This window comes from Bartonella sp. AP88HLJMH, assembly GCF_042195605.1.
Lineage (GTDB): Bacteria > Pseudomonadota > Alphaproteobacteria > Rhizobiales > Rhizobiaceae > Bartonella.
Genome location: NZ_JBHIOR010000001.1, coordinates 68,997 through 95,856, shown reverse-complemented (window position 1 = coordinate 95,856; position 26,860 = coordinate 68,997). Strand labels below are relative to the sequence as shown.

The 26,860-nt window shown below is 38.4% G+C and carries 15 protein-coding genes and 1 tRNA gene; 9 read left to right on the top strand and 7 right to left on the bottom strand.

What is annotated here, in order from left to right:
• The first annotated feature begins 99 nt into the window (after positions 1 to 99).
• Complete coding sequence (gene lepA, locus ACFIMA_RS00355) at positions 100 to 1,905, top strand: translation elongation factor 4 (RefSeq protein WP_375693010.1); 1,806 nt, start codon at positions 100 to 102, stop codon at positions 1,903 to 1,905.
• A gap of 574 nt (positions 1,906 to 2,479) precedes the next feature.
• Here lepA and dapD read toward each other — a convergent pair.
• Positions 2,480 to 3,328, bottom strand: coding sequence for a 2,3,4,5-tetrahydropyridine-2,6-dicarboxylate N-succinyltransferase (gene dapD / locus ACFIMA_RS00350; RefSeq protein ID WP_375611393.1), 849 nt, complete (start codon positions 3,326 to 3,328; stop codon positions 2,480 to 2,482).
• 106 nt (positions 3,329 to 3,434) lie between these two features.
• On the opposite strand from dapD, the gene ACFIMA_RS00345 reads away from it, so the two are divergent.
• On the top strand, positions 3,435 to 4,298 hold the full coding sequence (locus ACFIMA_RS00345) for an LOG family protein (protein ID WP_375611394.1): 864 nt from the start codon (positions 3,435 to 3,437) through the stop codon (positions 4,296 to 4,298).
• 32 nt (positions 4,299 to 4,330) lie between these two features.
• Here the strand turns inward: ACFIMA_RS00345 and truA are convergent, their stop codons facing one another.
• From truA to def, 3 genes are read right to left on the bottom strand one after another with little or no spacing between them, the layout of a single operon-like run.
• A complete protein-coding gene (gene truA, locus ACFIMA_RS00340) occupies positions 4,331 to 5,074 on the bottom strand; it encodes a tRNA pseudouridine(38-40) synthase TruA (RefSeq protein WP_375612809.1) in 744 nt (247 codons plus the stop codon).
• Between the two features lies 1 nt (position 5,075).
• On the bottom strand, positions 5,076 to 6,005 hold the full coding sequence (fmt, locus tag ACFIMA_RS00335; RefSeq protein ID WP_375620855.1) for a methionyl-tRNA formyltransferase: 930 nt from the start codon (positions 6,003 to 6,005) through the stop codon (positions 5,076 to 5,078).
• Positions 6,005 to 6,541, bottom strand: coding sequence for a peptide deformylase (gene def, locus ACFIMA_RS00330; protein ID WP_375612811.1), 537 nt, complete (start codon positions 6,539 to 6,541; stop codon positions 6,005 to 6,007). Before def ends, fmt begins: the two co-directional genes overlap by 1 nt.
• 90 nt (positions 6,542 to 6,631) lie before the next feature.
• Between def and ACFIMA_RS00325 the strand changes: the two genes are divergently transcribed.
• Both ACFIMA_RS00325 and ACFIMA_RS00320 read left to right on the top strand, forming a co-directional pair.
• Positions 6,632 to 7,813, top strand: a complete 1,182-nt coding sequence (locus tag ACFIMA_RS00325) for a DNA recombination protein RmuC (RefSeq protein ID WP_375612812.1) — start codon at positions 6,632 to 6,634, stop codon at positions 7,811 to 7,813.
• A gap of 111 nt (positions 7,814 to 7,924) precedes the next feature.
• Positions 7,925 to 8,512 carry a hypothetical protein gene (locus ACFIMA_RS00320; RefSeq protein WP_375652397.1) on the top strand — a complete coding sequence of 196 codons (588 nt, stop codon included), beginning with the start codon at positions 7,925 to 7,927 and terminating at the stop codon, positions 8,510 to 8,512.
• Positions 8,513 to 10,112: 1,600 nt separating this feature from the next.
• On the opposite strand, the gene ACFIMA_RS00315 is transcribed toward ACFIMA_RS00320, so the two are convergent.
• Both ACFIMA_RS00315 and ACFIMA_RS00310 read right to left on the bottom strand, forming a co-directional pair.
• Positions 10,113 to 10,188 (bottom strand) — tRNA-Ala (locus tag ACFIMA_RS00315).
• Positions 10,189 to 10,306: 118 nt separating this feature from the next.
• Positions 10,307 to 10,687, bottom strand: a complete 381-nt coding sequence (locus tag ACFIMA_RS00310) for a TIGR02300 family protein (RefSeq protein WP_375611400.1) — start codon at positions 10,685 to 10,687, stop codon at positions 10,307 to 10,309.
• 187 nt (positions 10,688 to 10,874) lie between these two features.
• Between ACFIMA_RS00310 and aroA the strand changes: the two genes are divergently transcribed.
• The 5 genes from aroA to pncB all read left to right on the top strand — a co-directional run bounded on the left by aroA (position 10,875) and on the right by pncB (position 24,913).
• Positions 10,875 to 12,203 carry a 3-phosphoshikimate 1-carboxyvinyltransferase gene (gene aroA, locus ACFIMA_RS00305; protein WP_375652398.1) on the top strand — a complete coding sequence of 443 codons (1,329 nt, stop codon included), beginning with the start codon at positions 10,875 to 10,877 and terminating at the stop codon, positions 12,201 to 12,203.
• On the top strand, positions 12,200 to 12,847 hold the full coding sequence (gene cmk / locus ACFIMA_RS00300; RefSeq protein ID WP_375611402.1) for a (d)CMP kinase: 648 nt from the start codon (positions 12,200 to 12,202) through the stop codon (positions 12,845 to 12,847). Before aroA ends, cmk begins: the two co-directional genes overlap by 4 nt.
• Before the next feature lie 131 nt (positions 12,848 to 12,978).
• Positions 12,979 to 14,679: a 30S ribosomal protein S1 gene (gene rpsA / locus ACFIMA_RS00295; protein WP_026500132.1), complete on the top strand. Its 1,701-nt coding sequence runs from the start codon at positions 12,979 to 12,981 to the stop codon at positions 14,677 to 14,679.
• Between the two features lie 226 nt (positions 14,680 to 14,905).
• Complete coding sequence (locus ACFIMA_RS00290) at positions 14,906 to 23,476, top strand: GH36-type glycosyl hydrolase domain-containing protein (RefSeq protein ID WP_375692997.1); 8,571 nt, start codon at positions 14,906 to 14,908, stop codon at positions 23,474 to 23,476.
• Positions 23,477 to 23,608: 132 nt separating this feature from the next.
• Positions 23,609 to 24,913 (top strand): nicotinate phosphoribosyltransferase, encoded by a 1,305-nt coding sequence (gene pncB / locus ACFIMA_RS00285; protein ID WP_375611404.1) that lies wholly within the window; start codon positions 23,609 to 23,611, stop codon positions 24,911 to 24,913.
• A gap of 1,464 nt (positions 24,914 to 26,377) precedes the next feature.
• Here pncB and ACFIMA_RS00280 read toward each other — a convergent pair.
• Positions 26,378 to 26,764, bottom strand: a complete 387-nt coding sequence (locus ACFIMA_RS00280) for a YbaN family protein (RefSeq protein WP_375632144.1) — start codon at positions 26,762 to 26,764, stop codon at positions 26,378 to 26,380.
• Positions 26,765 to 26,860 lie beyond the last annotated feature (96 nt).

Here is a 26,860-nt window from a genome sequence, read left to right as displayed (position 1 = left end):
TTGTGTTTTGAGAAGCTTTTTTGGTTTATATTCTTTTGTAAGGAGCTGGAGCATAATTGGTCTTTGCGTTTTGTATTATTCTTTGCTAAATCGCCTTATATGACAATAGATCGTAATTATATTCGTAATTTTTCCATCGTGGCGCATATTGATCACGGCAAATCCACTTTAGCTGATCGTTTGATTCAAATAACAGGTGGGCTTGATACACGTGAGATGAAAGAACAAGTACTCGATTCCATGGATATTGAGCGTGAACGTGGAATTACTATTAAAGCACAAACGGTACGTTTACGCTATAAAGCCAAGAATGGTGAGACCTATATTTTAAATCTTATGGATACACCTGGTCATGTGGATTTTGCTTATGAGGTTTCGCGTTCATTGGCAGCTTGTGAAGGTTCTCTGTTGGTGGTGGATGCAAGCCAAGGCGTAGAGGCGCAGACGTTAGCAAATGTTTATCAAGCCATTGATAATTCCCATGAGTTGGTTGTTGTTCTCAATAAAGTTGATCTTCCAGCAGCAGAACCTGAGCGTGTTAAAGAACAAATTGAAGATGTAATAGGCATTGATACATCTCAAGCAGTAGAAATATCAGCAAAAACAGGTTTGGGTGTTCCTGATGTTCTGGAGGCAATTGTTGCACAATTACCACCTCCACATACAGGCGATGTTGCAAATCCCTTGAAAGCAATGTTGGTTGATAGCTGGTATGATGCATATCTTGGTGTCATTGTTTTGGTACGGGTGATAGATGGTATTTTAAAAAAAGGCCAAACCATTCGTATGATGGGTACAGGAGCAAAATATCCAGTTGAGCGCGTTGGGGTTTTTACACCTAAAATGATACAGGTTGATGAATTAGGACCGGGCGAGATTGGTTTTATCACTGCTTCTATCAAAGAGGTAGCAGATACACGGGTTGGGGATACGATTACTGAAGAGCGCCGTCCTTGTGAAAATGCTTTACCTGGTTTTAAGCCTGCGCAACCGGTTGTCTTTTGTGGACTTTTTCCAATTGATGCTGCCGATTTTGATGATTTGCGTGCAGCCATGGGCAAATTACGCTTAAATGATGCGAGTTTTTCTTTTGAAATGGAAACATCTGCGGCTTTGGGGTTTGGTTTTCGCTGTGGATTTTTGGGACTTCTACATCTTGAAATTATTCAAGAGCGATTAGAGCGTGAGTTTAATTTGGATTTAATCGCGACAGCACCTTCAGTTGTTTATCGCATGAATATGAATGATGGTTCTGTTAAAGAGTTACATAATCCAGCGGATATGCCTGATGTGGTTAAAATTTCTTCCATAGAAGAACCATGGATTCGGGCGACAATCATGACTCCTGATAATTATCTTGGGTCAATTTTAGAGCTATGCCAAGAGCGGCGTGGGGTACAGGTTGGTTTATCCTATGTTGGAACCCGTGCTATGGTAACGTATGATTTACCACTGAATGAAGTTGTTTTTGATTTTTATGATCGGCTAAAATCAATCTCCAAGGGTTATGCTTCTTTTGATTATCAAATGACAGATTATGCAGAAGGTGATTTAGTTAAAATGTCTATTTTGGTGAATGGAGAGCCTATTGATGCATTATCGATGCTTGTTCACCGCACGATTGCAGAAAAGCGCGGGCGTTCAATGTGTGAAAAACTGAAAGATCTTATTCCTCAGCATATGTTTCAGATTCCAGTTCAAGCGGCTATTGGTGGTAAAGTTATAGCGCGCGAAACGATTCGTGCTTTGCGTAAAGATGTAACAGCGAAATGTTACGGGGGTGATGTTACGCGTAAGCGCAAACTTTTGGAAAAGCAAAAAGAAGGCAAAAAGCGGATGCGCCAATTTGGAAAAGTAGAAATTCCACAATCGGCATTTATTCAAGCGCTCAAAATGAACAAATAATGAAAAAAGGGGTATTTTCTCTCATTGATTGCGCTTTTGCTTTTGTCGATTGGTTCAGGTGTTTAAAGAACACTTTTAAATAGAATTGCGTCGTGCTTCATGTTCTTGTGTATTGCATAATGGTATCACTTTCTCACGTAAAACAGAATGCTTTAAACAAAATACATTTATGTTGCATATTGGCGTGCTCGTTTTCGTAAATCATCACTCAATACATCAAACTCCATTTCACAACGGGGGCTGTGAAAAATATAACGTAAAATACACTGTGAATGATATAAAGTCCATTTGGCATTACCGCTTTTACGCGTCAGAAAGGTGCAAAGCGCACCCATCATACTCTTTTTCAGCTCAAAATATTATGACAGTCCTTATCACTTGAGAGAATTCATTAAAGGTATTTCACTCTTTTCTTGAAGTGTTTCTTACCCACATACCAACTGTGTTTGTAACGAGCAAGGAAATGATAGTGATTGATTCACTATGAAAGGATTTGAAATGAGAGAATCCTTGTATTCGAGGTTATTATTCAAGTTAAAAAACGAGGCAATATTATTATGCATTAATCTTGTGTCTAAGAACGTAAAAGATCATTAATAGATGTTTTTTCTCGTGTTTTTTGATCAACGCGTTTTACAATAACAGCACAATAAAGGTTTGGGCCTGCTTCACCATTTGGTAAAGGTTTTCCGGGGAGAGAACCTGGTACAACCACTGAATAGGCTGGTACTTCACCAATAAAAATTTCACCTGTTGTACGATCAATAATCTTTGTTGATTTTCCAATAAAGACTCCCATTCCCAAAACAGCACCTTCACGGATAATACAGCCTTCAACAATTTCAGAGCGAGCACCGATAAAGCAATGATCTTCAATGATTGTTGGATTTGCTTGCAGTGGTTCTAAAACACCTCCAATACCAACACCGCCAGAAAGATGGACATGTTTACCAATTTGTGCACAAGAACCAACGGTGGTCCATGTATCAACCATTGTGCCCTCATCGATAAAAGCACCAAGATTGACAAAGGATGGCATCAATATAACATTGGGTGCAATGTAAGCAGAATGACGTACAATGGCTCCAGGAACGGAACGGAAATCAGCACTTTTAAAATCTGCCTCTTGCCAACCAGAGAATTTTGAAGGAACTTTATCCCACCAATGTGTCCCATTGATTCCACCAGTAATAATTTGCATAGGATTAAGCCGAAAAGAGAGTAAAACCGCTTTTTTCAACCATTGATGAACATGCCATTGTCCATTTTTTTGTCGTTCTGCAACACGGATTTCACCTTTATCAAGAAGGTTCAATGCATGTTCAACACTCTCACGTATTTCGCCTTTTGTGGTAGTATCGATAGAATCGCGATCGTCAAAAGCTTGTTCGATAATAATTTCAAGTTGTGTGATATGGGTCATGACGAGAGTTCCGTTAAACAAGTTGAAAGCTTCAAGATTTATTCTCTATGAACTACGCGAAGAAATGTGTTCAGTCAATAAAACGATGAGGAAGTAGGACAGGTGCATGAAAAAAAGCTGTAAAGAAAAAAGAAAAAGGGAGCAAGAAAACTGGACGCCACTTCTCCATACGAAGGATGCTCTACAACAGATCCATAAAGTCTCTAATTCAGCACAGGTGCGTTCGTCTACTTATCGTTTAGCCTATATCGATCAAGATTTTATGATGCGTCCAGAGCTGCGTTCACAACGTATTAGTCTTGAATTTTTAAAGCCGGAAATAACCCTTAAAGAATATGATATTCAATCAACAGTTGTTTTATTTGGTGGTGCGCGTATTCCTGAACCTGGGCAAGCAGCGTGGGCTGCAAAGAATGAAATACAAAAGAAAAATTTGCATGCTATGTCACATTATTACGATGAAGCAAGAGAGTTTGCACGTTTGTGCTCACTTTATTCTGCTACGACACAATATCGTGAATTTGTGGTTGTTACAGGGGGCGGACCAGGAATCATGGAGGCGGGAAATCGTGGTGCTTGTGATGTTGGTGCCCCAACGATTGGCTTGAATATTATTTTACCACATGAGCAGGAGCCTAATTCGTATGTGTCACCGCATTTGTGTTTTAATTTCCACTATTTGGGGATGCGCAAAATGCATTTTTTAGTACGAGCGAAAGCCCTAGCCATTTTCCCTGGCGGATTTGGAACTCTGGATGAACTGTTTGAGACGTTAACTTTAGTACAGACGGGGCGTATGAAACAGGTACCAATTTTATTGTTTGGCAAAGAATTTTGGAGCAATACTGTCAATTTTGAGTATCTGTCTGCACAAGGTACAATTTCTCCTACTGATATTAATTTTGTGAAATTTGTTAATACAGCAGCAGAAGCTTTTGAAGAAATTCGTTCTTTTTATAAACTGCCTTAACGACTTTTGAGATGCTCACTCTTGAAGGATAATTAATACTCTACTTTGGTTAAATAAAGTCCTGAGGGGGGGGCAACAACACCACAACGTTTACGATCTTTAGCATGAAGAGCTGTTTCGAGATCTTGAGCTGTCCAACGTCCAATACCCACTTCCATGAGGCTTCCTGCGAATGAACGGATTTGATGATGAAGAAAAGAACGAGCTTGTGCATAAAGGAAAATTTCTTCACCTTCTCTTTGAATATCGAGACGTTCAAGGGTGCGAATAGGGCTTTTGGCTTGGCAATGTGCTGAACGGAAAGTTGTAAAATCATGTTGTCCTACAAGCTTTTGCGCAGCTTCATGCATGGCTTCAGCATGAAGAGGTTTTGGTATCCACCACACGCGTTTGGCATTTAAAGCTGGTGGAGAGCGACGATTAAGTATTTTAAAAAGATAATGGCGTTTTACAGCGGAAAATCGTGCATCAAAGTCATCAGGGACATTTTCTACATTTAAGATTGAAATCGCCTCTCCCTGTTTACGTAAAAGAGCATTGAGCGCGTCACGCACAGTATGGGAGAGCCAGTTTTTTTCAAAATCAACATGCGCAACTTGTCCCGTAGCATGTACGCCCGCATCGGTTCTTCCTGCTGTTGTTATGGTCAATTGTTGTCCACTAAAGCAAAAAATTGCTTGTTCAAGAGCTCCTTGTATCGTGTGAAGTTTTGCTTGACGCTGCCAACCAGCATAATTTGAACCATCATATTCAAGAGTGAGTTTAAAACGTGGCATCTTAAAAAACAGCAGAAATATGAGCACCTCGCAAAAAGGTTGCGCACTCAAGAATTTTACCGCCAGATCTTTGGAGAGAGGTTATTTCTATCCGTCCTTGCCCACAATGGATAATCAAAGAATCTGGTTCTATCCGTCCAATTTCAAGAGAAGGACCTGTTGTTAAACGACTATCAAGAATTTTTACACGTTCTTCTCGTCCACCGATATTCATATTGCACCAGCAACTAGGAGAGGGAGAGAGCGCGCGAATATGCCTATGAATAAACTCTGCAGGTTTTGTCCAATCAATGCGGGTCTCTTCTTTTCTAATTTTGGCGGCATAGGTGATGCCTTCTTCTGATTGTGGGGTCAGTTTAAGTTGTCCTTTTTCAAGAGTGGATAAAGTCTCTACCATAAGTTCTGCGCCAATATGTGAAAGTCTGTTTGAAAGCTCAGCAGTGGTGGTGTTATCAGTAATGGGGATGGAGCGAGAAAGAGCGATAGGCCCCGTATCAAGTCCTTCATCCATTTTCATGATCATGATACCTGTTTCTTTATCACCAGCCATAATTGCTCGTTGAATAGGCGCAGCACCACGCCAACGTGGTAAGAGTGAAGCGTGGGCATTAAAACAACCAAAACGTGGCGTTTCGAGAATAGCTTTGGGTAAAAGGAGTCCATAAGCCACCACAATAGCAGCATCAACAGAAAGTGCTGCAAATTGCTCCTGTTGTTCGATTGTTTTGAGTGTTTGAGGCGTGAAGACAGGAATGGATTTTTCTTTTGCTACGGTGTGAACAGCGGAGGGGATTAATTTAAGCCCTCGACGTCCTGCTGGGCGAGGGGGTTGACTATAAACAGCAACAACATCATGACCTGCATCCAATAAAGCATGTAAAATAGGAACAGAAAAATCTGGTGTTCCCATAAAACTTAATCGTAAAGCCATTACAAAACTGCTTCCTGCATGTTTTTTTCTTTTGCGCGTTTTTTAAATTTTCGTATCACCATATCGCGTTTGATCTTTGAAATGTAATCAATAAAAAGGCGCCCATCTAAATGATCAATTTCATGCTGTAAGCAAGTTGCTAAGAGATCGTCTGCTTCAATTTCTGTTTGTTTTCCTTCACGGTTCTGATAGCGAACACGAAGGCGTTTAGGACGTTCAACTTCTGCAAAATAATCAGGAATAGAAAGACAACCTTCTTTGTAAATATTACGCTCATCTGAAAGCCATAAAATTTCAGGGTTGATAATAACAAGTGGTTTTTCCTGCTCATCTTCAGAATTTCCAGAGACATCTATAACCAACATACGTAGCGGTATACCAATTTGAATAGCAGCAAGACCAACGCCCTTAGAATTATACATGGTTTCCAACATGTCATCCGCAAGTTTTTGGAGAGCTGAATCGACCTGCTCAACAGGTTTGGACACTTCCCGTAAAATCGGATCAGGTAAAGTAACTAAAGATCTCATTGGCATAAGTAGAGATTAATCAATGGTTTGTTATTGGTCAATATTGAATAACGGATTCTTGCGTTTTTTTACAATAAGAGCGTTATATTACAATTTATGTTTGATTCGTTTTTTTCCATACTCGCTGGTGATTTTTTTTCTAAACTAATGCTTTTGCTTTTATTTATACTTGTCTGTTTGGCATTTTTTATGTTGATACATTCTCATCGAAAAAAAGCATTTTTGGAAAATGAAATTGCTGAACGCGCACGTGAGGCACAAATGCAGATGGCTACCTTGCTGAAAACACAAGCTGAAATGCAAGGACGAATGCAAACGATGGCGGAAATTTTTGGTCAACGGCAGGCTGAATTGAATAAATCACTCAGTGAGCAACTCAATGGGATGACAACAAGCTTAGGCCAAACACTTCAGGTACAGACCAAATCCACTTATGAAAATTTGAATCGTTTGCAAGAGCGTTTAGCAGTGATTGATGCAGCACAAAATAATATTCAATCGCTTACGGGACAAGTTGTTCAGTTGCAGTCCATTTTAAGCAATAAGCAGACGCGTGGTACTTTCGGTCAAGGGCGGATGGAAGCAATTATTGCCGATGCCTTACCAACAAACGCTTATGCTTTTCAGGCTGTTCTTTCCAATGGAAAGCGCCCAGATTGTCTCATTCATATGCCCAATAAAGCTCCTTCTCTTGTTGTTGATGCTAAATTTCCTCTGGAAGCTTGGAATGCTATGCGTAAGGCAGAATCAGCGCAAGAGCGTCAAGAGGCAGAACGCCAATTTCGTACCGATATGGAAGTTCATATTCGTGATATTGCACAAAAATATTTGATTCCTGGAGAAACCCATGACACTGCTTTCCTTTTTGTGCCATCTGAATCGATTTTCGCAACAATTTATGAGGATTTTGAGGCATTGGTACAAAAATCCAATAGAGCCCATGTGATTATTGTTTCACCATCTTTGTTGATGCTCTCTGTCCAAGTGGTACAAACCATTATGAAAGATGCGCGTATGCGTGAACAAGCGCATTTAATTCAATCAGAAGTAGCAAAATTGATGGAAGATTTTGGACGAATGGATACGCGTGTTCGCGCACTACAGAAGCACTTTCATAAAGCAGGTGAAGATATAGAGGGAATTTTGATATCGTCCTCCAAAATCATGAAACGGGCAAATCGCATTGAAACTGTCGAATTAAAAGAAAATTACTCTGAACCAACAAAAATGACAACATTGGCTCAGTCGCAAACATTGCGTTTTGCTGATGAGGAATAAAGCAAAGCAAGCTTCTTAAATATTACAAGTTAGATCATGTTCTTTATTGATTGGTAATCATTTTTTAGTATCTCTATCTTGTTTTATTTCTTAAACGAGAGGAATAGGAATATGCGACACCTTTTGTTTTTAGGGGCACTGGTGTTTTTGCTAGAGGGATGCGCAACAACCACTCCCATCCACACAAATAATGCTTGTGCTATTTTAGCACAAAAAAATGGTTTTTTTGACAATTGGGGTAAGGTGTCTCAAAGAGCGGAAATGCGCTATGGAATTCCTATGCCTATTATTCTTGCAACCATTAGGATGGAATCGAGCTTTCGTCACAATGCACGTCCTCCACGCAAAAAACTACTTGGTTTTATTCCATGGAAGCGTCGGTCGACAGCTTATGGTTATGCTCAAGCGCTTGATAGTACATGGGCAATGTATCTTCGCTCTACAGGAAAGTCTTTTGCATGGCGTACGAATTTCGCAGATGCTGCTGATTTTGTTGCTTGGTATCATCGCCAAAGTGTTCAACGCAATGGGGTGAGGTTTGATGATGCATATAGCCTTTATTTAAATTATCATATGGGGCATGGTGCTTATGCACGTAGTGGTGGGCATGTCAGTGCTGCGCTTTCACAGACAGCACAGCGCATGGCAAGGATATCGAGGCTCTATGAACAGCAATTAAAAAGATGTGGATGGCATTAGGGAAGATTTTTGAAAATCTCAATCAGGGAATTGATGGGATAAAATTATTCGAAAGCAAAATTCCGCATGATATGATAAAATAGTGTCGTTTTTCCGATCGTTCAATGAAATAAATTGTTATTTTTTAGAATAAACTCAAGCAACAGAAAGTTTTTGCAATACACAATATATTTGAAGATACTCTCGACATTTTTACCTCCTTTGTTAAAAAAATTTATAATAGAAACCATTTTCTATTTAGTGTTGGCATTTCGCATTGGGCTAAGTACTAGAGGTTATTGAAGAAAAATTTTAAAATATAATATCATTTTTTATTTTCATTATGCGTATTACTGGCTGATTATTATATGAATATTTTCTTTGTTAAGTGTATAAAATAGCAATTAAAACAAATGCAATTCGGGCATCATAAAAAGGGTAAAATATTCAATATAAGAAAACGAGAAATGCATTAAACGAAAAAACGTTGTTTTGTATAAAGAGGGCGCTACAGTCTTCAAAAAAACTAAGTGTATTTAGTATTGTATGAAATAAAACATAGTCGTCCATCCAGTTCATCTTAATTGAAAGAAGTTATCTTATTGTATTGTAAAAACACTCCCGTTTATAGGATGATAAGGTATATGCAACTTTACACACAATGAATATTCAGGGTAGGGAATATTCAGAGAAAGATTTGTAACGCCTATGAAGTAACAAGTCAGTCTCCAATGTTGTGATAGCTTTTGCATTTGAGAATATTTATGAGAAGCATTTTTATTCTTTTTCTTAAATGGTTTAAGCATATTGATTTATAAAGATAATATATCGTTATTCATATTAAAGTAAGAATCTCGAATGGCGTAGGGTTTTATCGTTTCAGATCTCTTGAGGTTGAATCAATAAAACCATTGGCTTGCACATAACAAGCACAATGGGTATGTGGATAAAAACTGTGAAAGAAAAGACTAAAAATGTTTTTTTATGAACATACATTCTCAAATGTGAGAATTATCCGTAACATTGGGAATTAGCACATATAATGATAGCACCACTTTGCTCTTACACCTCGACCTTGTTTATGACGTGCAAGGAAAAAAATTAATTGATTCAATATATTATTTAAGTATTAATATACCTTAGTATTGAGCAGGTATACGCTACTCAAGGTGGATAATTTTTAATTGGCAGAACATCTGATCAGGCTAAAAATACTCGAAAAAAGTTCTGATTCGCAATAATTGAGAAGTATATTTTAATATTTTATTCTCTACTCTTTGTTTAAGTACTTCATATCTTTTAAAAAGATACCGGTAACCAACATATTATGATATTTGTGGAAATATTGTGGTAAAGGAAATTCAAATTTTGTCCTTTAAGACAAGGCGCAGGTTAAACAGCTCATTTTCTATTTCTGTGCAAAGCATAAAAAATTATCTACTTTCACGGTTGCGACAGTAAATTTTATAATCCAACAAATGATTAAAAATGTATTATAATATCATTAAGATGCAAGGAACAGGCGCTATTGGAATGATAATTAAATAGCACATAAACCTTTTAAATTGATGCACACATCTTTTATTATAATTGATTCCCTTGATAGAACAGTTGGTCTTTTTGGTGGAGCTAAGCGGGATCGAACCGCTGACCTCTTGCATGCCATGCAAGCGCTCTCCCAGCTGAGCTATAGCCCCTATAAAAACAAATTGTCCCAAAAAGACAGTATACAATTCCAGCTTTTCTAGAACGATCAAAATTGAAGATCAAGAAGAATTTACATTCAATAGATAAAGATGTCCTCTTTTACTTCTTTTAAGCATCGTCATCATTAGAAACACCGCCTCCGAGAATATCAGTAACGTCATCATCTTCATCGTCACCATCATGAGACAAAAATGTATCATCATCATCACCAAGATCTACATCACTATCTTCTAAATCAGGAAGATCGTCATCTTTAGAATCCACATCATCATCTTCAAGAAGCATAAAAGCAGATTTTTCAAGTGCTGTATCAAGCTCCTCAGTATCAACTTCTTCTTCATTATTTGCTTCAGCTGCTGCAACTTCAAAGTAAGAACGCGGATAAGAAATTCCTGTATAGGGCGACACAATAGGATCGCGATTTAGATCGTAAAATTTTTTTCCTGTTTCTGGATCAACACGTTTAGTTCCAAGTTCTTGTTTTGCCATAAACCGTGCCTCTTTGATTAACTATTATTCCATTAAAAGATAAATTTTATGGTGCTTAATCGAAAAATAATACCTTTGTCAAAGATAAATACACTGTTCCACAGTGATTTTTTCATGACGTCTTTTAAAGCATGTGCTAAAGGATGCACAATTTCATAAAAGTTAGATAGAATTAAATAGAATTTCCATGCAAAAAGCAATCCCTATAACCACCTATAAATCGAGTAGTCTCTCTGGAAAAATTCAAATACCAGGAGATAAATCAATCTCTCATCGCTCTCTTATATTGGGAGGATTAGCAAGTGGTGAGACATATATTCATGGATTACTTGAAAGCGCTGATGTACTCAACACAGCTGCTGCTATGCAAGCTATGGGTGCCTGTATTATTAAAAAAGATGACTTCTGGATCATACGAGGAACAGGGAATGGTTGCCTTTTAGCTGCACAAAAACCTTTAGACTTTGGAAACGCTGGAACAGGTGCTCGTTTGGTTATGGGAATGGTTGGTCCGTATCATATGAAAACAACCTTTATTGGTGATGCTTCTCTCTCTAAACGTCCAATGGGACGTATCCTTGATCCACTGCGTCTCATGGGGGTTGAAATTGAGGCAACGCGCGACGATCACCTTCCTTTAACGCTTTATGGTCCGAAAATGGCTAATCCGATTCGTTACCGTGTTCCAATAGCTTCCTCCCAAATTAAATCAGCAATCCTGCTTGCTGGACTCAATACCGCCGGCACTACAACTGTTATTGAACCAGTTCTGACACGAGATCATACGGAAAAAATGTTAAAAGCATTCGGTGCGCAACTTGAAATAGAAAAAGATAACGAAGGTGCGCGTTTGATTCATCTTAATGGTCAACCCCATCTTACTGGACAAACGATTCATATTCCGGGTGATCCTTCTTCTGCTGCTTTTCCAATTATCGCAGCCCTTCTTATAGAAGACTCTGATATCACCATTGAAAATGTTTTGATAAATAACTCTCGAATAGGACTTATCGAAACATTGTGGGAAATGGGTGCTCAAATTGAATTTTTGAACCGACGTCAAACAGGTGGAGAGGATGTTGCTGATCTACGGATAAAATCATCGGTCCTTAGAGGCGTTACGGTGCCCAAAGAACGTGCTCCATCGATGATAGATGAATATCCTGCTTTGGCAGTAGCAGCAGCCTTTGCAGAAGGCAAAACAGTGATGCTAGGAATTGAAGAATTGCGTGTAAAAGAATCGGATCGATTGTCTGCTGTTACTCAAGGATTAAAAATTAATTGCGTAGACTGTGAAGAAGGTCAAGATTTTCTTATTGTTTATGGAAAAGGTTCTGCCAAAGGTTTGGGGGGTGGGTATGTTGCCACACATCTTGATCATCGAATTGCTATGTGTTTTCTCATTTTTGGGCTTGTATCAGAAAAACCTGTTACCATTGATGATAAACGAATGATCGCTACGAGCTTTCCAGAATTTATTCCTTTTATAAAACAACTTGGGGGAAAAATCGCTTGAAGCCTTTTGTTATCGCCATTGATGGACCTGCTGCCTCAGGCAAAGGAACCTTAGCACGCAAAATTGCTGCACATTATCGCCTTCGTCATCTCGATACTGGTCTTACTTATCGTAGTGTTGCTCATACGCTTTTACAACAAAATTTAGCTCTTAATGATGAAAAAAATGCTATTATTTATGCTAAAGAACTTGATTTTAATACCTTAAATCCTTCTCTTCTTTCTTCTCATGAACTTGGTGAAGCGGCTTCAAAAATAGCAATTAACCCTGCTGTACGCAAAATTCTTGTCGAAAAACAACGCAACTTTGCTAAAGTTTTGCCCGGCTGTGTGCTTGATGGGCGTGATATCGGAACTATTGTTTGTCCTGATGCCGATATCAAGTTTTATATTCTAGCCAATGTTCAAACACGCGCCAAACGCCGCTACCAAGAGATTTTAAAAAAAGGTGTTCAAGCAAATTATCATGAAATCCTAGCTCAACTTGAACAGCGCGACAGTCGCGATATAACGCGCAAACAAAGTCCACTAAAACCAGCAAAAAACGCCCACTTGCTTGATACGTCAGAATTGAGTATAGAAGCAACATTTGAAATTGCATGCAGTTTTGTTGATCCAATCATAAAAATGCATATAATTGGATAAATTCGTTAAGGTAACTTCCAGCCTAGCGCTAACTTTTTTCCTTTATTCAAGGAAAAGGCTAGGGAGTTACTTATGTTAACACTAACCTAGCGCTCATACCTTATAATACAAGGTATATATTAGGAGTTCTTATGTCACAATACAATCCCACAACAGCGGATTTTGAAGCCCTTTTAACAGAATCTTTTCAAACTAATGATCTTAATGAAGGATCTGTTGTTAAAGGTCGTGTTATTGCAATCGAAAAAGACATGGCCATTATTGATGCTGGTCTTAAAGTCGAAGGACGTATTCCTCTCAAAGAATTTGGAGCTAAAGCAAAAGATGGTTCTTTGCAAGTTGGCGATGAAGTTGAGGTTTACATTGAACGCATTGAAAATGCGATGGGTGAAGCTGTTTTATCGCGTGAAAAAGCACGGCGCGAAGAAAGTTGGGTCCGTTTGGAGGAAAAATTCAATGCTGGTGCACGCGTTGATGGAGTGATCTTTAGCCAAGTAAAAGGTGGTTTTACAGTCGATCTTGATGGTGCCGTTGCTTTCTTGCCTCGCAGCCAAGTTGATATTCGTCCCATTCGTGATGTTTCACCCCTCATGCATAATTCACAGTCCTTTGAAATTTTGAAGATGGATCGTCGTCGTGGCAATATTGTGGTTTCACGTCGCACTGTTTTAGAAGAAAGTCGCGCTGAGCAACGTTCAGAAATCGTACAAAATCTTGAAGAAAACCAAATCGTTGAAGGTGTGGTGAAAAATATTACAGATTATGGTGCCTTTGTTGATCTTGGTGGGATTGATGGTCTCTTGCACGTTACAGATATGGCATGGCGGCGTGTTAATCACCCATCTGAAGTGCTCACAATTGGCCAAACGATTAAAGTACAGATTATTCGCATTAATCAAGATACGCACCGTATTTCTCTTGGAATGAAACAGCTTGAAAGTGATCCTTGGGAAAGCATCAGTGTTCGGTATCCGATTGGTAAAAAAATTACGGGTGCTGTTACCAACATTACTGATTACGGTGGTTTTGTTGAAATTGAACCAGGAATCGAAGGGCTGATCCATGTTTCTGAAATGAGCTGGACAAAGAAAAATGTTCATCCTGGAAAAATTCTGTCTACATCACAAGAAGTAGAAGTGGTTGTTCTTGAGATTGATCCTTCTAAACGGCGTATTTCTCTTGGCTTAAAACAAACATTTGAAAATCCATGGGAAGCTTTTGCCAATAAATTTCCTGTCAATTCGCAAATTGAAGGAGAGGTTAAAAATAAAACAGAATTTGGTCTGTTTATTGGGCTTGAAGGCGATGTTGACGGTATGGTTCATTTGTCTGATCTTGATTGGAACCGTCCTGGTGAACAAGTTATTGATACTTATAATAAAGGCGATATCGTTAAGGCTGTGGTCCTTGATGTTGACATTGAAAAAGAGCGCATTTCTCTTGGAATTAAGCAGCTTTCCAGCGATAAAGTTGGAGAAGCAGCTGCTTCTGGCGAATTGCGAAAAGGTGCAGTTGTAACATGCGAAGTGATTGCTGTTAACGACAATGACATTGGTGTGAAATTGATTGACCACAACCTTGAGACAACCATTCGGCGTGCTGATCTTGCGCGTGATCGTGATGAGCAACGTCCTGAGCGTTTCGCAATTGGGCAAAAGGTTGATGCTCGCATCACAGCATTTGATAAAAAAACACGTAAAATTTCAGTATCGATTAAAGCTTTAGAAATTGCAGAGGAAAAAGAAGCTGTTGCACAATATGGTTCTACAGATTCAGGTGCTTCTCTTGGTGATATTCTGGGTGCAGCTTTGAAAAAACAAGAACAAGATTAATCATCAATCATTAAAGTTGGTTTTATTATTAAGGTCACTCATTAGGAGTGACCTTTTTATTTTATAAAAAAATTGTCTGCTTATTTTTAAATTATTGAAACAAAAATTATAAATGCTTGCAAATAAAAACAAAAAGTTTGTTTTTTGTCTAACAACGGTTCACTATTCAGATAAAATGCTTAAAATTTAAATAAAAAACAATGTAATTGAATAACAATGGGACACTATGACGTGCATAATACCTTTCATAAAGTGCTTTTTTTCTCAAAAAGAGAAAAAAGATCATTTTATTAATACGGATTTTCCTCTTCGTGCAATTTATAAGGTACAGGAAGATCTTTATAACTTAGGGCATGATATAGCTTCTGGTAAAGAAATTTTACTCCCTGAATATGAAGGAGTAGGAGATTTTCGCAAGAGATTGAATGAAAATGCTAAACTTATTCTTCATGCCTTTCATACCAGTGATTTTGCTGCTCGAAATGATGAAACCATCGCACCATCTGCTCAATGGCTCATTGATAATCATTACACCATTGATAAAACCATACAAAAGCTACGTCGTAATCTACCCAAGTCCTTCATAAAGCAACTTCCTCTTTCTACACACAAAGCCGGAATACCACGAATTTTTGCTTTAACTTGGCTTTATATTGCGCATACCGATAGCAGCTTTTCACAAGAAACACTCACTGCTATGACCAACGGATTTCAAGAAATTTGTGCGCTCACAATTGGTGAATTGTGGGCTCTTCCTTCAGTTATGCAAATGCTGCTCATTGAAAATGTCCGTCGTCTTTCAGTACGTATCGAAAAAGCGCGACATATGCGCCATCTTGCTAGTCAAGTAGCTGATAAAATTTCTCTTGTAGAAAATAAAACAAATCTACACTCTCTTTTTACGCAGTATAAACCATTTACTGTTGATCCAACTTTTTCAGCACATTTATTCTATCGCCTGCGCAGTGCATCTGTCGATTCAACCGTAGCATTAACTTGGCTTGAAAAGCAATTGAAAAGCCAAGGCAGTAGCTTAGAGATTGCAACAGCTGATGAACATACCCGACAAGCAGCAGATGGTGTGACCATGGGAAATATTATCTGTTCTCTTAAAGCTATAGATGATGTTGATTGGACAGCATGGTTTGAAACAGTGAGTTGTGTCGATTCTATTTTGCGTAAAAATAGTGATTTTTCTGAAATTGATGCTCACTCACGCAATATTTATCGACAAGTCATTGAAAAAGTTTCTCGCTTTTCGCCTCTTAGTGAACTGGAAGTTGCACATAAAGTTGTAGAAATGGCAAATTCCACTTCTAAAGATATGCCTCATCATTCTTGTGTGGGGTGGTACCTTGTTGATGATGGTCGTGGCATATTTGAAAAGGCTTGTGGGTATATTCCGCCCTTTCTCATAAAATGGACACGCGCTTCCTGTTGCTCAAAATTGAGAGTCATCGCCGTTCCTGTCTCTTTTCTGACGCTTGCTCTTTTGCTGGTAATTTACGCCCTTTTACAGCTATCTGGCATGACACAATGGATGTCTTTTTGCTTTACTGGATTGGCGCTTTTTCCTGCTATCGATGCTGCTTTTGCTTTATTTAACACTGTTGTTTCGTGGTTTGTCCCATCAAAACAACTCATTGGTTATGAATATAAAGAAGGTATTCCAAAACATGCACGGACAATGGTTGTTGTACCTACTTTGATGACATCACGCGCTGACATTGATGAACAAGTGCGCAATCTTGAAGTGCACTATCTTTCCAATCCTAAAGGTGCCATTCATTTTGCACTCATTACAGATTGGGTGGATGCTCCATTGAGAGAAACGCAAGATGATCTTGATTTATTGCACTATGCGCAAAAGAGTATTGATAAACTCAATAGTCGTTATCATCGTGATAAACTTCCGCTTTTTTTCCTTTTACATCGCCGACGCCTTTATAATACAAGCGAAAAATGTTGGATGGGATGGGAACGAAAGCGAGGAAAACTTCATGAACTTAATCGGCTCTTAAGAGGCGATAAAAATACAAGCTTTTATCCTCCCAATCCACATCTTCCTATGGATTGCCGTTTTGTTATGACGCTGGATTGTGATACACGTCTTACTCCAGAGAGCGTCGCGAAACTTGTTGGAAAGCTTAACCATCCACTCAATTATCCCGTTTTTGATCCACAAAGTGGAAAGGTTGTAAAGGGCTATAGCATTTTACAACCACGCATTATTCCTTCTCTTACAACAGGAAAAAAAACATCAATTCTCCAACGGGTTTTTTCTATAAACCGTGGCATTGATCCTTATGTTTTTGCTGTTTCTGATACTTATCAAGATCTTTTAGGAGAAGGCACCTTTATCGGTAAAGGTCTTTATAATATTGATGCATTTGAACAAGCGCTTGATGGCAAAATTAAAGAAAATACTATTCTTAGCCATGATCTCTTAGAGGGAGGTTATGCTCGTACTGCTCTGGTAAGTAGCATAGAAGTCATTGAAGACTATCCAACTGCTTATAATATTGATGTTATGCGTTATCATCGTTGGGTCCGCGGTGATTGGCAGCTTTTGCCTTATCTTTTTCCCCACCGTCAAATAAGTTCCGTGACGCGTTGGAAAATGCAGGATAATTTACGTCGTTCTCTCACTCCACTTATGTGGTTAATCGCAGCATTTGCAGGATGGGCTTTTTTGTCTTTAAAGAGTGCAATCGTCTGGCAACTATTCTTGTTGTTTAGCTCCTTCATTTCACCCATTCTATGTGTATTAAAAACGCTTGTCTCATCCAATATAGATCATTCTTTGCGTGGACATTTTCAATTAATTTGGAACAAAATTGCTCTTACAAGCGCTGATATATTTCTTAAAACGACGTTTCTTGCTTATTCGGCGTATTTTATGACCGATGCGATTATTCGTACACTCTATCGTATGACGATTTCAAAACAGCATCTTCTTGAATGGAAAACTTCTGCCGCAACAAAATCAATACCCAATAGTTTGCGTTTCTATGTTTTTACAATGGCACCAGCATCGCTTATTGGTATTCTTACTATAGCACTCCCTCTTTTTTCTGATAGTTTTGCAAGCTTGGTTGCTTTGCCTTTTGGGATAGCATGGTTTTTTTCACCCTTCATTGCTTGGATTGTGAGTCAACCTTCAACCTTTCAAGATAGCCTTTATCTTTCTTCAAAAGATGAAAAAAAACTCCGTTCTATTGCACGGCGGACATGGCTTTATTATGCAACCTTTGTCAATGCACAAAACAACCATTTGCCTCCCGATAATTTTCAAGAAGATCCTGAACCTCTTGTTGCTCAACGTACATCGCCTACGAATATTGGGGTTTATCTCCTTTCTATTATTGCTGCACGTGATTTTGGTTGGATTGGTTTTGAAGAGACCATTACCCGTATTGAATGTACATTACGCTCTCTTGCAAAAATGGAAAAGTTCCGCGGTCATCTCTATAATTGGTATGAAACGGATACACTCAGGCCTCTTTTGCCTACTTATGTATCAACCGTTGATTCAGGAAATCTTGCCGGTCATTTGGTAACACTCTCTTCTGCCTTAAGTGAATGGGCTGAAAAACCTCATGTTTTTTTTCAAAGTGATCGAGAAGGCTTATCGGATGTTCTTGCTATTCTTGAAGAAACTGTCAGAGAAATTCCAGATCATCAACCCAGTTTACGCTCTTTACGCCAAAAAATCGAAGAAAACATCACTCGTTTTCATGATTCTATCTTCACTTTTATAGAACAAGAAAATACGATTCCTTCTCACATCATAGATCTTTCACTTGCAGCCCATGATATTGTGCACTTAGTCGGTGAACTTGACCACAAAATTCAAACGATAGAATCTGCTCGTGCGCTTTCTTGGGCTAAATGCCTTATCGACACCTGTAACGCTCATCATAATGATGCGACTGCTCATTGTGATACTGAAAAATTACGTAAAAAACTAAACAGGCTGGCTATAATGGCAAGGCAAATAGCCTTTGATATGAAATTTGACTTTTTAGAACAGCCTAAACGGCATCTCTTATCCATAGGATATCGTGTTCAAGAAAACAAACTCGATGAAAATTGTTATGACCTACTTGCTTCAGAAGCACGTCTTGCAAGCTTTTTTGCCATCGCAAAAGGAGATATAAAACTTAAACATTGGTTTCGTCTTGGTCGACTTCTCGTACCCATAGGTGGGAAAGGTGCACTCCTATCATGGTCTGGATCAATGTTTGAATATCTTATGCCATCTCTCGTAATGCATGAACCTTTAGGATCTCTCCTAGATCAAACAAATCGATTGATTATTCGTTGTCAAATACAATATGCCCATAAACGGGAATTGCCATGGGGTATTTCAGAAGCCGCATTTAATGCTCGCGATCATTTAATGAATTACCAATACGCTCATTTTGGTGTTCCAAACCTCGGACTCCAACGTGGTCTTTCACGCAATGCTGTCATTGCTCCCTATGCCAGCCTTCTAGCGGCACAATATGCTCCTGCTTGCGCTGTCGCTAATTTAAAACGACTCCGTGATCTTGGAGCTTTAGGAACATATGGTTATTATGACTCTGTTGATTTTACTCTAACACGCGTGAAAACAGGGGAAAAATACGCCATTGTACGCAATTATTATGCGCACCATCATGGTATGTCTATCCTTGCTCTTAACAATGTTATTTTTCAAGGGCGAATGCGTGATCGTTTTCACCGTGATCCCGTTATTGAAGCAACACAATTGCTCTTACAGGAAAGAGCGCCTCATCTCATTCCTATTATTCATACCAAAGCTGTTAATCGTATGCGCAATAAGTCTCAAGCATTTGACGCAGCCCCTTTGCACATTATTACAAACCCGTTACTCAAACCACGAGCAACTTTACTTTTGTCTAATGGCTTTTATTCTACCATGTTAACAGCGAACGGTTCTGGTTACAGCCGTTGGCACGATTATGCGATTACGCGCTTTATTCCTGATGCAACAGAAGATCAACAAGGTACTTTATTCTTCTTACGTGATACGCATAGTGGACGGTGGTGGTCTGTTACTGGTGAGCCAACACGTGTTATTGAAGAAGAAGCTGTCAGCATTTTTACAGATGAAAAGGCTGAATATACAAAAATGGTTGATGGTATTAAATCAACACTTGAATGTCTTATTACATCTGAAGGATGTGGCGAAGGGAGACGTATTCAACTGATGAATACGACAAATAAAGACCGACTCATTGAAGTGACTTCTTATGGTGAATTAGCGCTTGCCACGATGGATACAGACCAAGTTCATCCTGTTTTTTCCCGTATGTTTATAGAGACAGAAATTACTGAAGAAGGTAAAACAATTTTTGCCAAAAGGCGCAAACGCTCGCCTAGTGATCCTGAAATCTATGTTACCCATTTTGTTTCTAGTACAACAGATATTCTCCAAGAGACAGAAGCTGAAACAGATCGCTCTCTGTTTATTGGTCGGGGGCGATCCATTCATCGACCCGCTGCATTTGACCAAAATGCTCGTTTCAGTAACAGTCAAGGTTGTGTTCTTGACCCTGTTATGTCATTGCGATGCCGTATAAAAATTTCAGCCCATGAAAAAGCAGAACTTATTTTTTGGACTTTTGCTGCTCATACAAAAGAAGCGCTAAATAATCATATTAAACATTATCGACAACCTGATATGTTTCAAAAAGAACTTTCAATGGCATGGACGCGCTCACAAGTCGCACTGTATCAGAGCGGAACCCAGCTTAAAGAAGCTATTGTCTATCAAAAATATGCAACACCGCTTATTTATCCAGAAAGAACGTGGCGTCTTCCTTCTGAAATATTAGCAAAAACGCTAGGAAAACAGTCTAATCTTTGGCCCATGTCTATCTCAGGAGACAATCCACTCTGTCTTCTTAGATTAAATAACGAGGGAAATATAACTGTACTGCGCGAGCTCCTTAAAGCACATGAATATTGGCGTATGCGTGGACTCATTGTTGATTTGGTCATTCTTAATGAACAAACATTTTCTTATATACAAAGTACACAACGCGCTCTTGAGTGGGTCTGTGAATCTTATTATCACCACACGCAAAAAGCAGATGAACGCCAACATATTTTCATGCTTCGACGCGATCAAATGAGTGAACAGAGTTTTAAAACGCTTCTTGCATCAGCGCGTATCGTTCTTGATGCCCAAAATGGCTCTTTATCTGAACAACTTAAACGACTTGATGAGAATGATTTTAATCTCACAATTCGTAAAAATTATCAAGAACCTTATGATCAATTAGACTTGCCAAGATATAACGAAGGACAGCAATTTACAACACAAACTGAACAAAATCTTTTTTCTTCCATTGGTCTTATTAGCCAACAAAAACCATCCTCTTTTCTCCCAAATGGAGAAGATCTAAGATATTGGAATGGTTACGGTGGTTTTAATCAGCACAATCATTATGTAATACGTCTTCATGGACGTACCACTACACCGCATCCGTGGATTAATGTCATTGCTAATCACAGATTTGGTTTTCATGTCTCTGCTGAAGGTGCAATTTTTACTTGGGCTAACAATAGCCGCGATTATCAACTAACTCCTTGGGCGAATGATCCAACGTCTAACCGACCAGGAGAAGCTCTTTATCTGGTTGATCGCCAGTCTTTAAAACGTTTCTCACCCGTTTCTACTGTTGAATGTGACGAAAATATTGTCTATGAGGCGTGTCATGGGTTTGGATTCTCAACTTTTAAATCAACACATTCAGAAATCGCATTAGAACTGACTCATACACTTGATCCCGAAAAACCTATTCGCTTTTCACGTCTTATCCTTACGAATGAAGGGAAAAAACCACGCAGTTTACGCCTTTATAATTATGTTGAATGGGTTTTGGGAAATGTCCGTACAAAATATGCCCCCTTTATTGTTTCCTCTTATGAGACCAGATGGGGTGCACATTTTATTCAAAATCCCTATCACATCGAAAAATCTCAACAAGTTACATTTTTATCAGCGTCCGAAATGCCAACCAGCACTACGACCAATCGCGCTGAATTTATTGGTGCAACGGGAACCGTAACACGTCCAAATGCGATCCGTAAAGCCGCTGCTCTTTCGAATACCATTGAAGCAGGATGTGATCCTTGTTCAGCATTCGCCTATGATATTGATCTTCAACCAGGGCAAACAAAAGAAATCATCTTCTATCTTGGCAGTGCTGAAAATAGGCAAGAAGCTGAAAAATTACTCAATCAAGTACGTGCAAGTGATTTTGAAATTCAGCTCACAAAACAAAAACAGCAATGGAGTGATTTTGTTTCTCCTTTCCAAGTCAAAACACCTGATGCTTCTTTTAATCTTATGGTCAACCATTGGCTTCCTTATCAAATCTACGCATGCCGCATCATGGCACGCGCAGGCTTTTACCAAGCGAGTGGTGCATTTGGTTTTCGTGACCAGTTACAAGATAGCTTGTCTTTGTTATTGCTGGAACCACAATTAGCACGTGAACAATTGTTAAATGCAGCAGCGCACCAATTTCTTGAAGGTGATGTGCAACATTGGTGGTTGCCTGACACAAATGCTGGTGTTCGTACATACATTTCTGATGATATCGTTTGGCTTGCATATGCAACAGCTCTTTATGTCACTACCACTGGTGATGACGCTTTTCTTGATACGCTCATTCCTTTTATTGAAGGTGATGTTCTCAAAAGTGGGCAACAGGATGCTTATTTTCAACCCACCCAATCCCCAAAGGTTGCAACAGTTTATGAACATTGTGTTTTAGCTTTAGACCTTGCCATTAAACGCTGCGGATCACATGGTCTCCCTCTTATTTTAGGTGGGGATTGGAATGATGGCATGAATTTGATCGGTGTGGAAGGAAAAGGCGAAAGCATTTGGTTAGGATGGTTTCTTGGGTACACATTACAAGCATTTATCTCTTTAGCCAAAAAACGTGGTGACAATAGCCATATGCAAATATGGAGTACGTACCTTGAACATTTAACAAAATCCCTAGAGAAAAATGGTTGGGATGGTGCTTGGTATCGACGTGGTTATTTTGATGATGGAACACCTCTTGGCTCTAAAATCAATGATGAATGTCAAATTGATACCATTGCTCAATCTTGGGCTGTCATTTCTCAAATGGCATCGCCTGAACGTCAAAAACAAGCAATGACATCAATGTTGGAACATCTCTATGATAAAAAAGGCGGACTCATTCGCCTTTTTTGGCCGCCTTTTGATAAAAGTACGCTCGAGCCTGGTTATATAAAAGGTTATCCTCCAGGAATTCGAGAAAATGGTGGTCAATACACGCATGGTGCCATTTGGAGTATTTTTGCGTTGGCTGAAATGGAACAAAACGATAAAGCTTATGCTTTATTTTCTATGATAAACCCAATTACCCATGGACAAGATCCTGAAATTTATCGTGTTGAACCTTATGTAACGGTCGCAGATATTTATGCTGTTGAACCACGATGTGGTCAAGGCGGTTGGACTTGGTATACAGGTTCAGCCGGTTGGTTTTATCGCGCCGCAACACAAGCTATTCTTGGAATACAGCGTCAGGGAGACCTATTGTTTTTGCAGCCACATTTACCCTCTATTTGGCCAAAATATGAAGCAACAATGAAGTTTTATGATGCCATTTATCGCATTAAAGTAAAATGGGGACCTAAAAATATGCTCTATATTAATAGCAAAGAATATACCGAAGTTCATACAGGGATAAAGTTACAAAAAACAGGTCAGCATGAAATTATACGTATTGTCAAATCTTAAAGATTAAAGATGAAAAAAGAGAGCAGACTTTTTATTCTTGTCCAAAACTGTAGAGTTGTTATATTGCACCGCCTATATTAGCCGTGTTGGTGCATAATATTTTAGATTTTATGAAAATGAAAGAAAAAGGTTATGAATCATCCGGATATTGCTAGACGTGTTTACAATCACACTTGGAAACTTGATCCCATTATTCGGTCACTTCTTGATACGGATTTTTATAAGCTTCTAATGGTGCAGATGATTTGGGGGTTATATCCTAATGTTAATGTTACTTTTTCCCTCATAAATCGCTCTAAAACAATACGTCTTGCCGATGATATTGATGAGAGTGAATTGCGTGCCCAACTTGATCATGCTCTTAGTTTGCGCTTTACAAAAAAAGAAATGATTTGGCTTGCTGGTAATACATTTTATGGACGCAAACAAATTTTTGAACCGGATTTTCTTCAGTGGCTTGAGAATTTTCAACTTCCAGAATATGAACTCACCCGCAAAGATGGCCAATATATCCTTCATTTTCATGGACCCTGGGCCCATAGTTCCATGTGGGAAATTCCTGCCCTTGCTATTATTAGTGAATTACGTTCACGTGCTGCTCTCAAAAAACTAGATCGTTTTGCTCTTGATGTACTTTATGCGCGTGCTAAAGCAAAAATGTGGAGTAAAGTTGAACGTCTCAAAAAATTGCCTGATATTAAAATATCTGACTTTGGGACAAGGCGTCGCCATTCTTTTTTATGGCAGCGCTGGTGTGTGGAAGCATTAAAAGAAGGCATTGGTCATTCTTTTACTGGAACTTCTAATGTTCTTCTTGCCATGGATACGGATTTAGAAGCTCTTGGAACCAATGCACACGAATTGCCTATGGTTATTGCGGCTCTCAGCAACAATGATGATGAATTACGCAGAGCTCCGTATCAAGTCTTGCAAGATTGGAATCGTTATTATGGTGGAAATCTTCTCATTGTATTACCTGATACCTTTGGTACAGAAGAATTTTTACGCAATGCACCAGATTGGGTCGCTGATTGGACGGGTTTCAGACCCGATAGTGCGCCTCCTATTGAAGGTGGTGAACGTATTATTCAATGGTGGAAAGAAAAAGGAAAAGATCCACGCAAAAAACTTTTAATTTTTTCTGATGCTCTTGATGTCAATACAATTGAAAAAACCTATCATCATTTCCATGGTAAAGTGCGCATGAGTTTTGGATGGGGCACGGATCTTACCAATGATTTTACAGGCTGTGCACCTCAGGAAATCGAAACTCTTGATGCTCTTTCCCTTGTTTGTAAGGTGACCTATGCCAATGGTCGACCAGCCGTAAAACTTTCAGATAATCCTGAAAAAACGATCGGTGATTCAAAAGAAGTACAACGTTATCTCAATTTTTTTGGTAATAAAAAGCGAATTGCTAGACCTATAAAGACATAGTTTCCGGTTCTTTAAAACAAGTATATTGATCCATCATATTGTTTATAAGATTGATTTTTGTCCTACCCTAAGGACGAGGATTCTTAACCTTTGCTGGTCTGTAAACAGTTCGGCTGTTTTTGAGCAGATTCTACTTGGCCTACCACGCATACGCTTCACTTACATAAGGCGCGATAGATAAGACTTAAAAATATTTACGACGCATTAAAAAATACTTAACGGGCCAAGGAAGTTTAGCCAAGGAGATTTTCTCATTTTAACCCTGTTAAATCAAGCACACTCATCTCCTTGCATGTATGAAGGTTTTCAAGTTCTAAGGGTTATTGTTGTAGTTTGACAGTAGGTTTTATACTAAGTGGGAAGAGGTTGGATTAAGTAGGAATACGTGGTAATTTGTTGTTTTTATGTACAATTTTGACCATTCAATGCGCGTTTTATCAAAATAGATTTTGACACCTAAAATTGCAAAAATTACCGAAAATCAGAAAAAAGTGCGTTTCCATAAGTAAAAATGAGAAAAGGCTTTCAAAACCCTTTGAGAACATCTTTAAACTCTTTGAAAAAAATAAATTGGTACAAAATCTAGTGTCAAAATATACAAAACCAGATGACAAGCTATAATTGTAGCATTAGGAATTACTAAGGCAACATTGGAGGATGACAAATAGCATGGTGACTATTGGTGTGCATTTTGAAAGGCAAGGATGATGGTGCTCAAATAGATTTTATACACGTTACAATGAGATTTTACTTTATCCATGTATGGTCTGCTATTATGAAATGAGTAAAGCGTTGAGAGATGTTTCATTAAAATAAATGTGTAAATAACATGATTTGGGAGACCTTTTGTTTTACGTGAGGGGCATGACTTTATTAAAAAACAGAGAATGCAATAATATTTTTATTTCGAATAAGCTTTATACAAAGACAGAGAAATTATTTATTCGCATATTATAATAAGAATGCGTGTATATATAAAACCATTTGAAAAACTCTGTTGTTTCTTATGAATTATTCTTAAGTTAATAACAGATGTAACATTAAAGATTGATATAATAGACCGGCTTCTTAACTGTATAAGTATAAAAATGATGGTGTTTAGTAAGCTTTGTATTATATCCTCATTAAGAGATATGAAAACAAACGAAATGTCTTTTAGAAAGAAATGACTATCATATCAATGACTTTTTAATGATGTATATGTAGAGATTCATACAAACATGCTTTACAAAAATAATGACTCTCTTCCATGAATGTGATTTATCATTGTTTACCAAGTGAGAACATTTTGAGTGTTCATAAAAATTATTTCACAAACATATTATTAATTAATTGCGTTCAAAAAGCTTGCTATTTCATATGCATTTTGGAAATGGAGAGCTTATATTCAAAACTTAAAAGTTCTCATAGTTTTTACAAATAAGTTGAAGCTAAAAAGAGTATCCCATAAAGCCTTTTTTATCATTAGGAAGATGGACGTGTTACAATATAAATGGCAATCAGCAATAATATAACCGCAACAAGTAAAGAAATCCACAAAGGAGGGTGTAGCATTACAAAAAAGGATAAAAATCCTCCTGTCATACTCATCATTGCAAAAACTTTAACGAATGGAGAGATTGCTTTTTTTTCTTCCCATCGCTTAATAGGGGGACCAAAAATACGATGATTATTCAACCATTGATGAAAACGTGGAGAAGAACGCGTAAAACACCATGAGGCAACCAATAAAAAAGGCACAGTTGGCATAATAGGTAATACGACACCGATAATACCTAATATAACCATCGTCCACCCTGCTATATAATAGCAGATACGTAAAGGGTGCGATATCTTCAAATCTTTTTTCATTTTCTCGTACTATTTTCCTCTACGCAAAACCCTATACAAAAACATTGTATCTGTTTTTTTCTGTTTACATGTCTGAGTGTACAATTACGCTCTATC

Bases quoted from the DNA above. Each gene is read 5' to 3' on its own strand.
- lepA (WP_375693010.1), top strand. From the start codon at position 100: ATGACAATAGATCGTAATTATATTCGTAATTTTTCCATCGTGGCGCAT.
- dapD (WP_375611393.1), bottom strand. From the start codon at position 3,328: ATGACCCATATCACACAACTTGAAATTATTATCGAACAAGCTTTTGAC.
- ACFIMA_RS00345 (WP_375611394.1), top strand. From the start codon at position 3,435: ATGAAAAAAAGCTGTAAAGAAAAAAGAAAAAGGGAGCAAGAAAACTGG.
- truA (WP_375612809.1), bottom strand. From the start codon at position 5,074: ATGCCACGTTTTAAACTCACTCTTGAATATGATGGTTCAAATTATGCT.
- fmt (WP_375620855.1), bottom strand. From the start codon at position 6,005: ATGGCTTTACGATTAAGTTTTATGGGAACACCAGATTTTTCTGTTCCT.
- def (WP_375612811.1), bottom strand. From the start codon at position 6,541: ATGCCAATGAGATCTTTAGTTACTTTACCTGATCCGATTTTACGGGAA.
- ACFIMA_RS00325 (WP_375612812.1), top strand. From the start codon at position 6,632: ATGTTTGATTCGTTTTTTTCCATACTCGCTGGTGATTTTTTTTCTAAA.
- ACFIMA_RS00320 (WP_375652397.1), top strand. From the start codon at position 7,925: ATGCGACACCTTTTGTTTTTAGGGGCACTGGTGTTTTTGCTAGAGGGA.
- ACFIMA_RS00310 (WP_375611400.1), bottom strand. From the start codon at position 10,687: ATGGCAAAACAAGAACTTGGAACTAAACGTGTTGATCCAGAAACAGGA.
- aroA (WP_375652398.1), top strand. From the start codon at position 10,875: ATGCAAAAAGCAATCCCTATAACCACCTATAAATCGAGTAGTCTCTCT.
- rpsA (WP_026500132.1), top strand. From the start codon at position 12,979: ATGTCACAATACAATCCCACAACAGCGGATTTTGAAGCCCTTTTAACA.
- ACFIMA_RS00290 (WP_375692997.1), top strand. From the start codon at position 14,906: ATGACGTGCATAATACCTTTCATAAAGTGCTTTTTTTCTCAAAAAGAG.
- pncB (WP_375611404.1), top strand. From the start codon at position 23,609: ATGAATCATCCGGATATTGCTAGACGTGTTTACAATCACACTTGGAAA.
- ACFIMA_RS00280 (WP_375632144.1), bottom strand. From the start codon at position 26,764: ATGAAAAAAGATTTGAAGATATCGCACCCTTTACGTATCTGCTATTAT.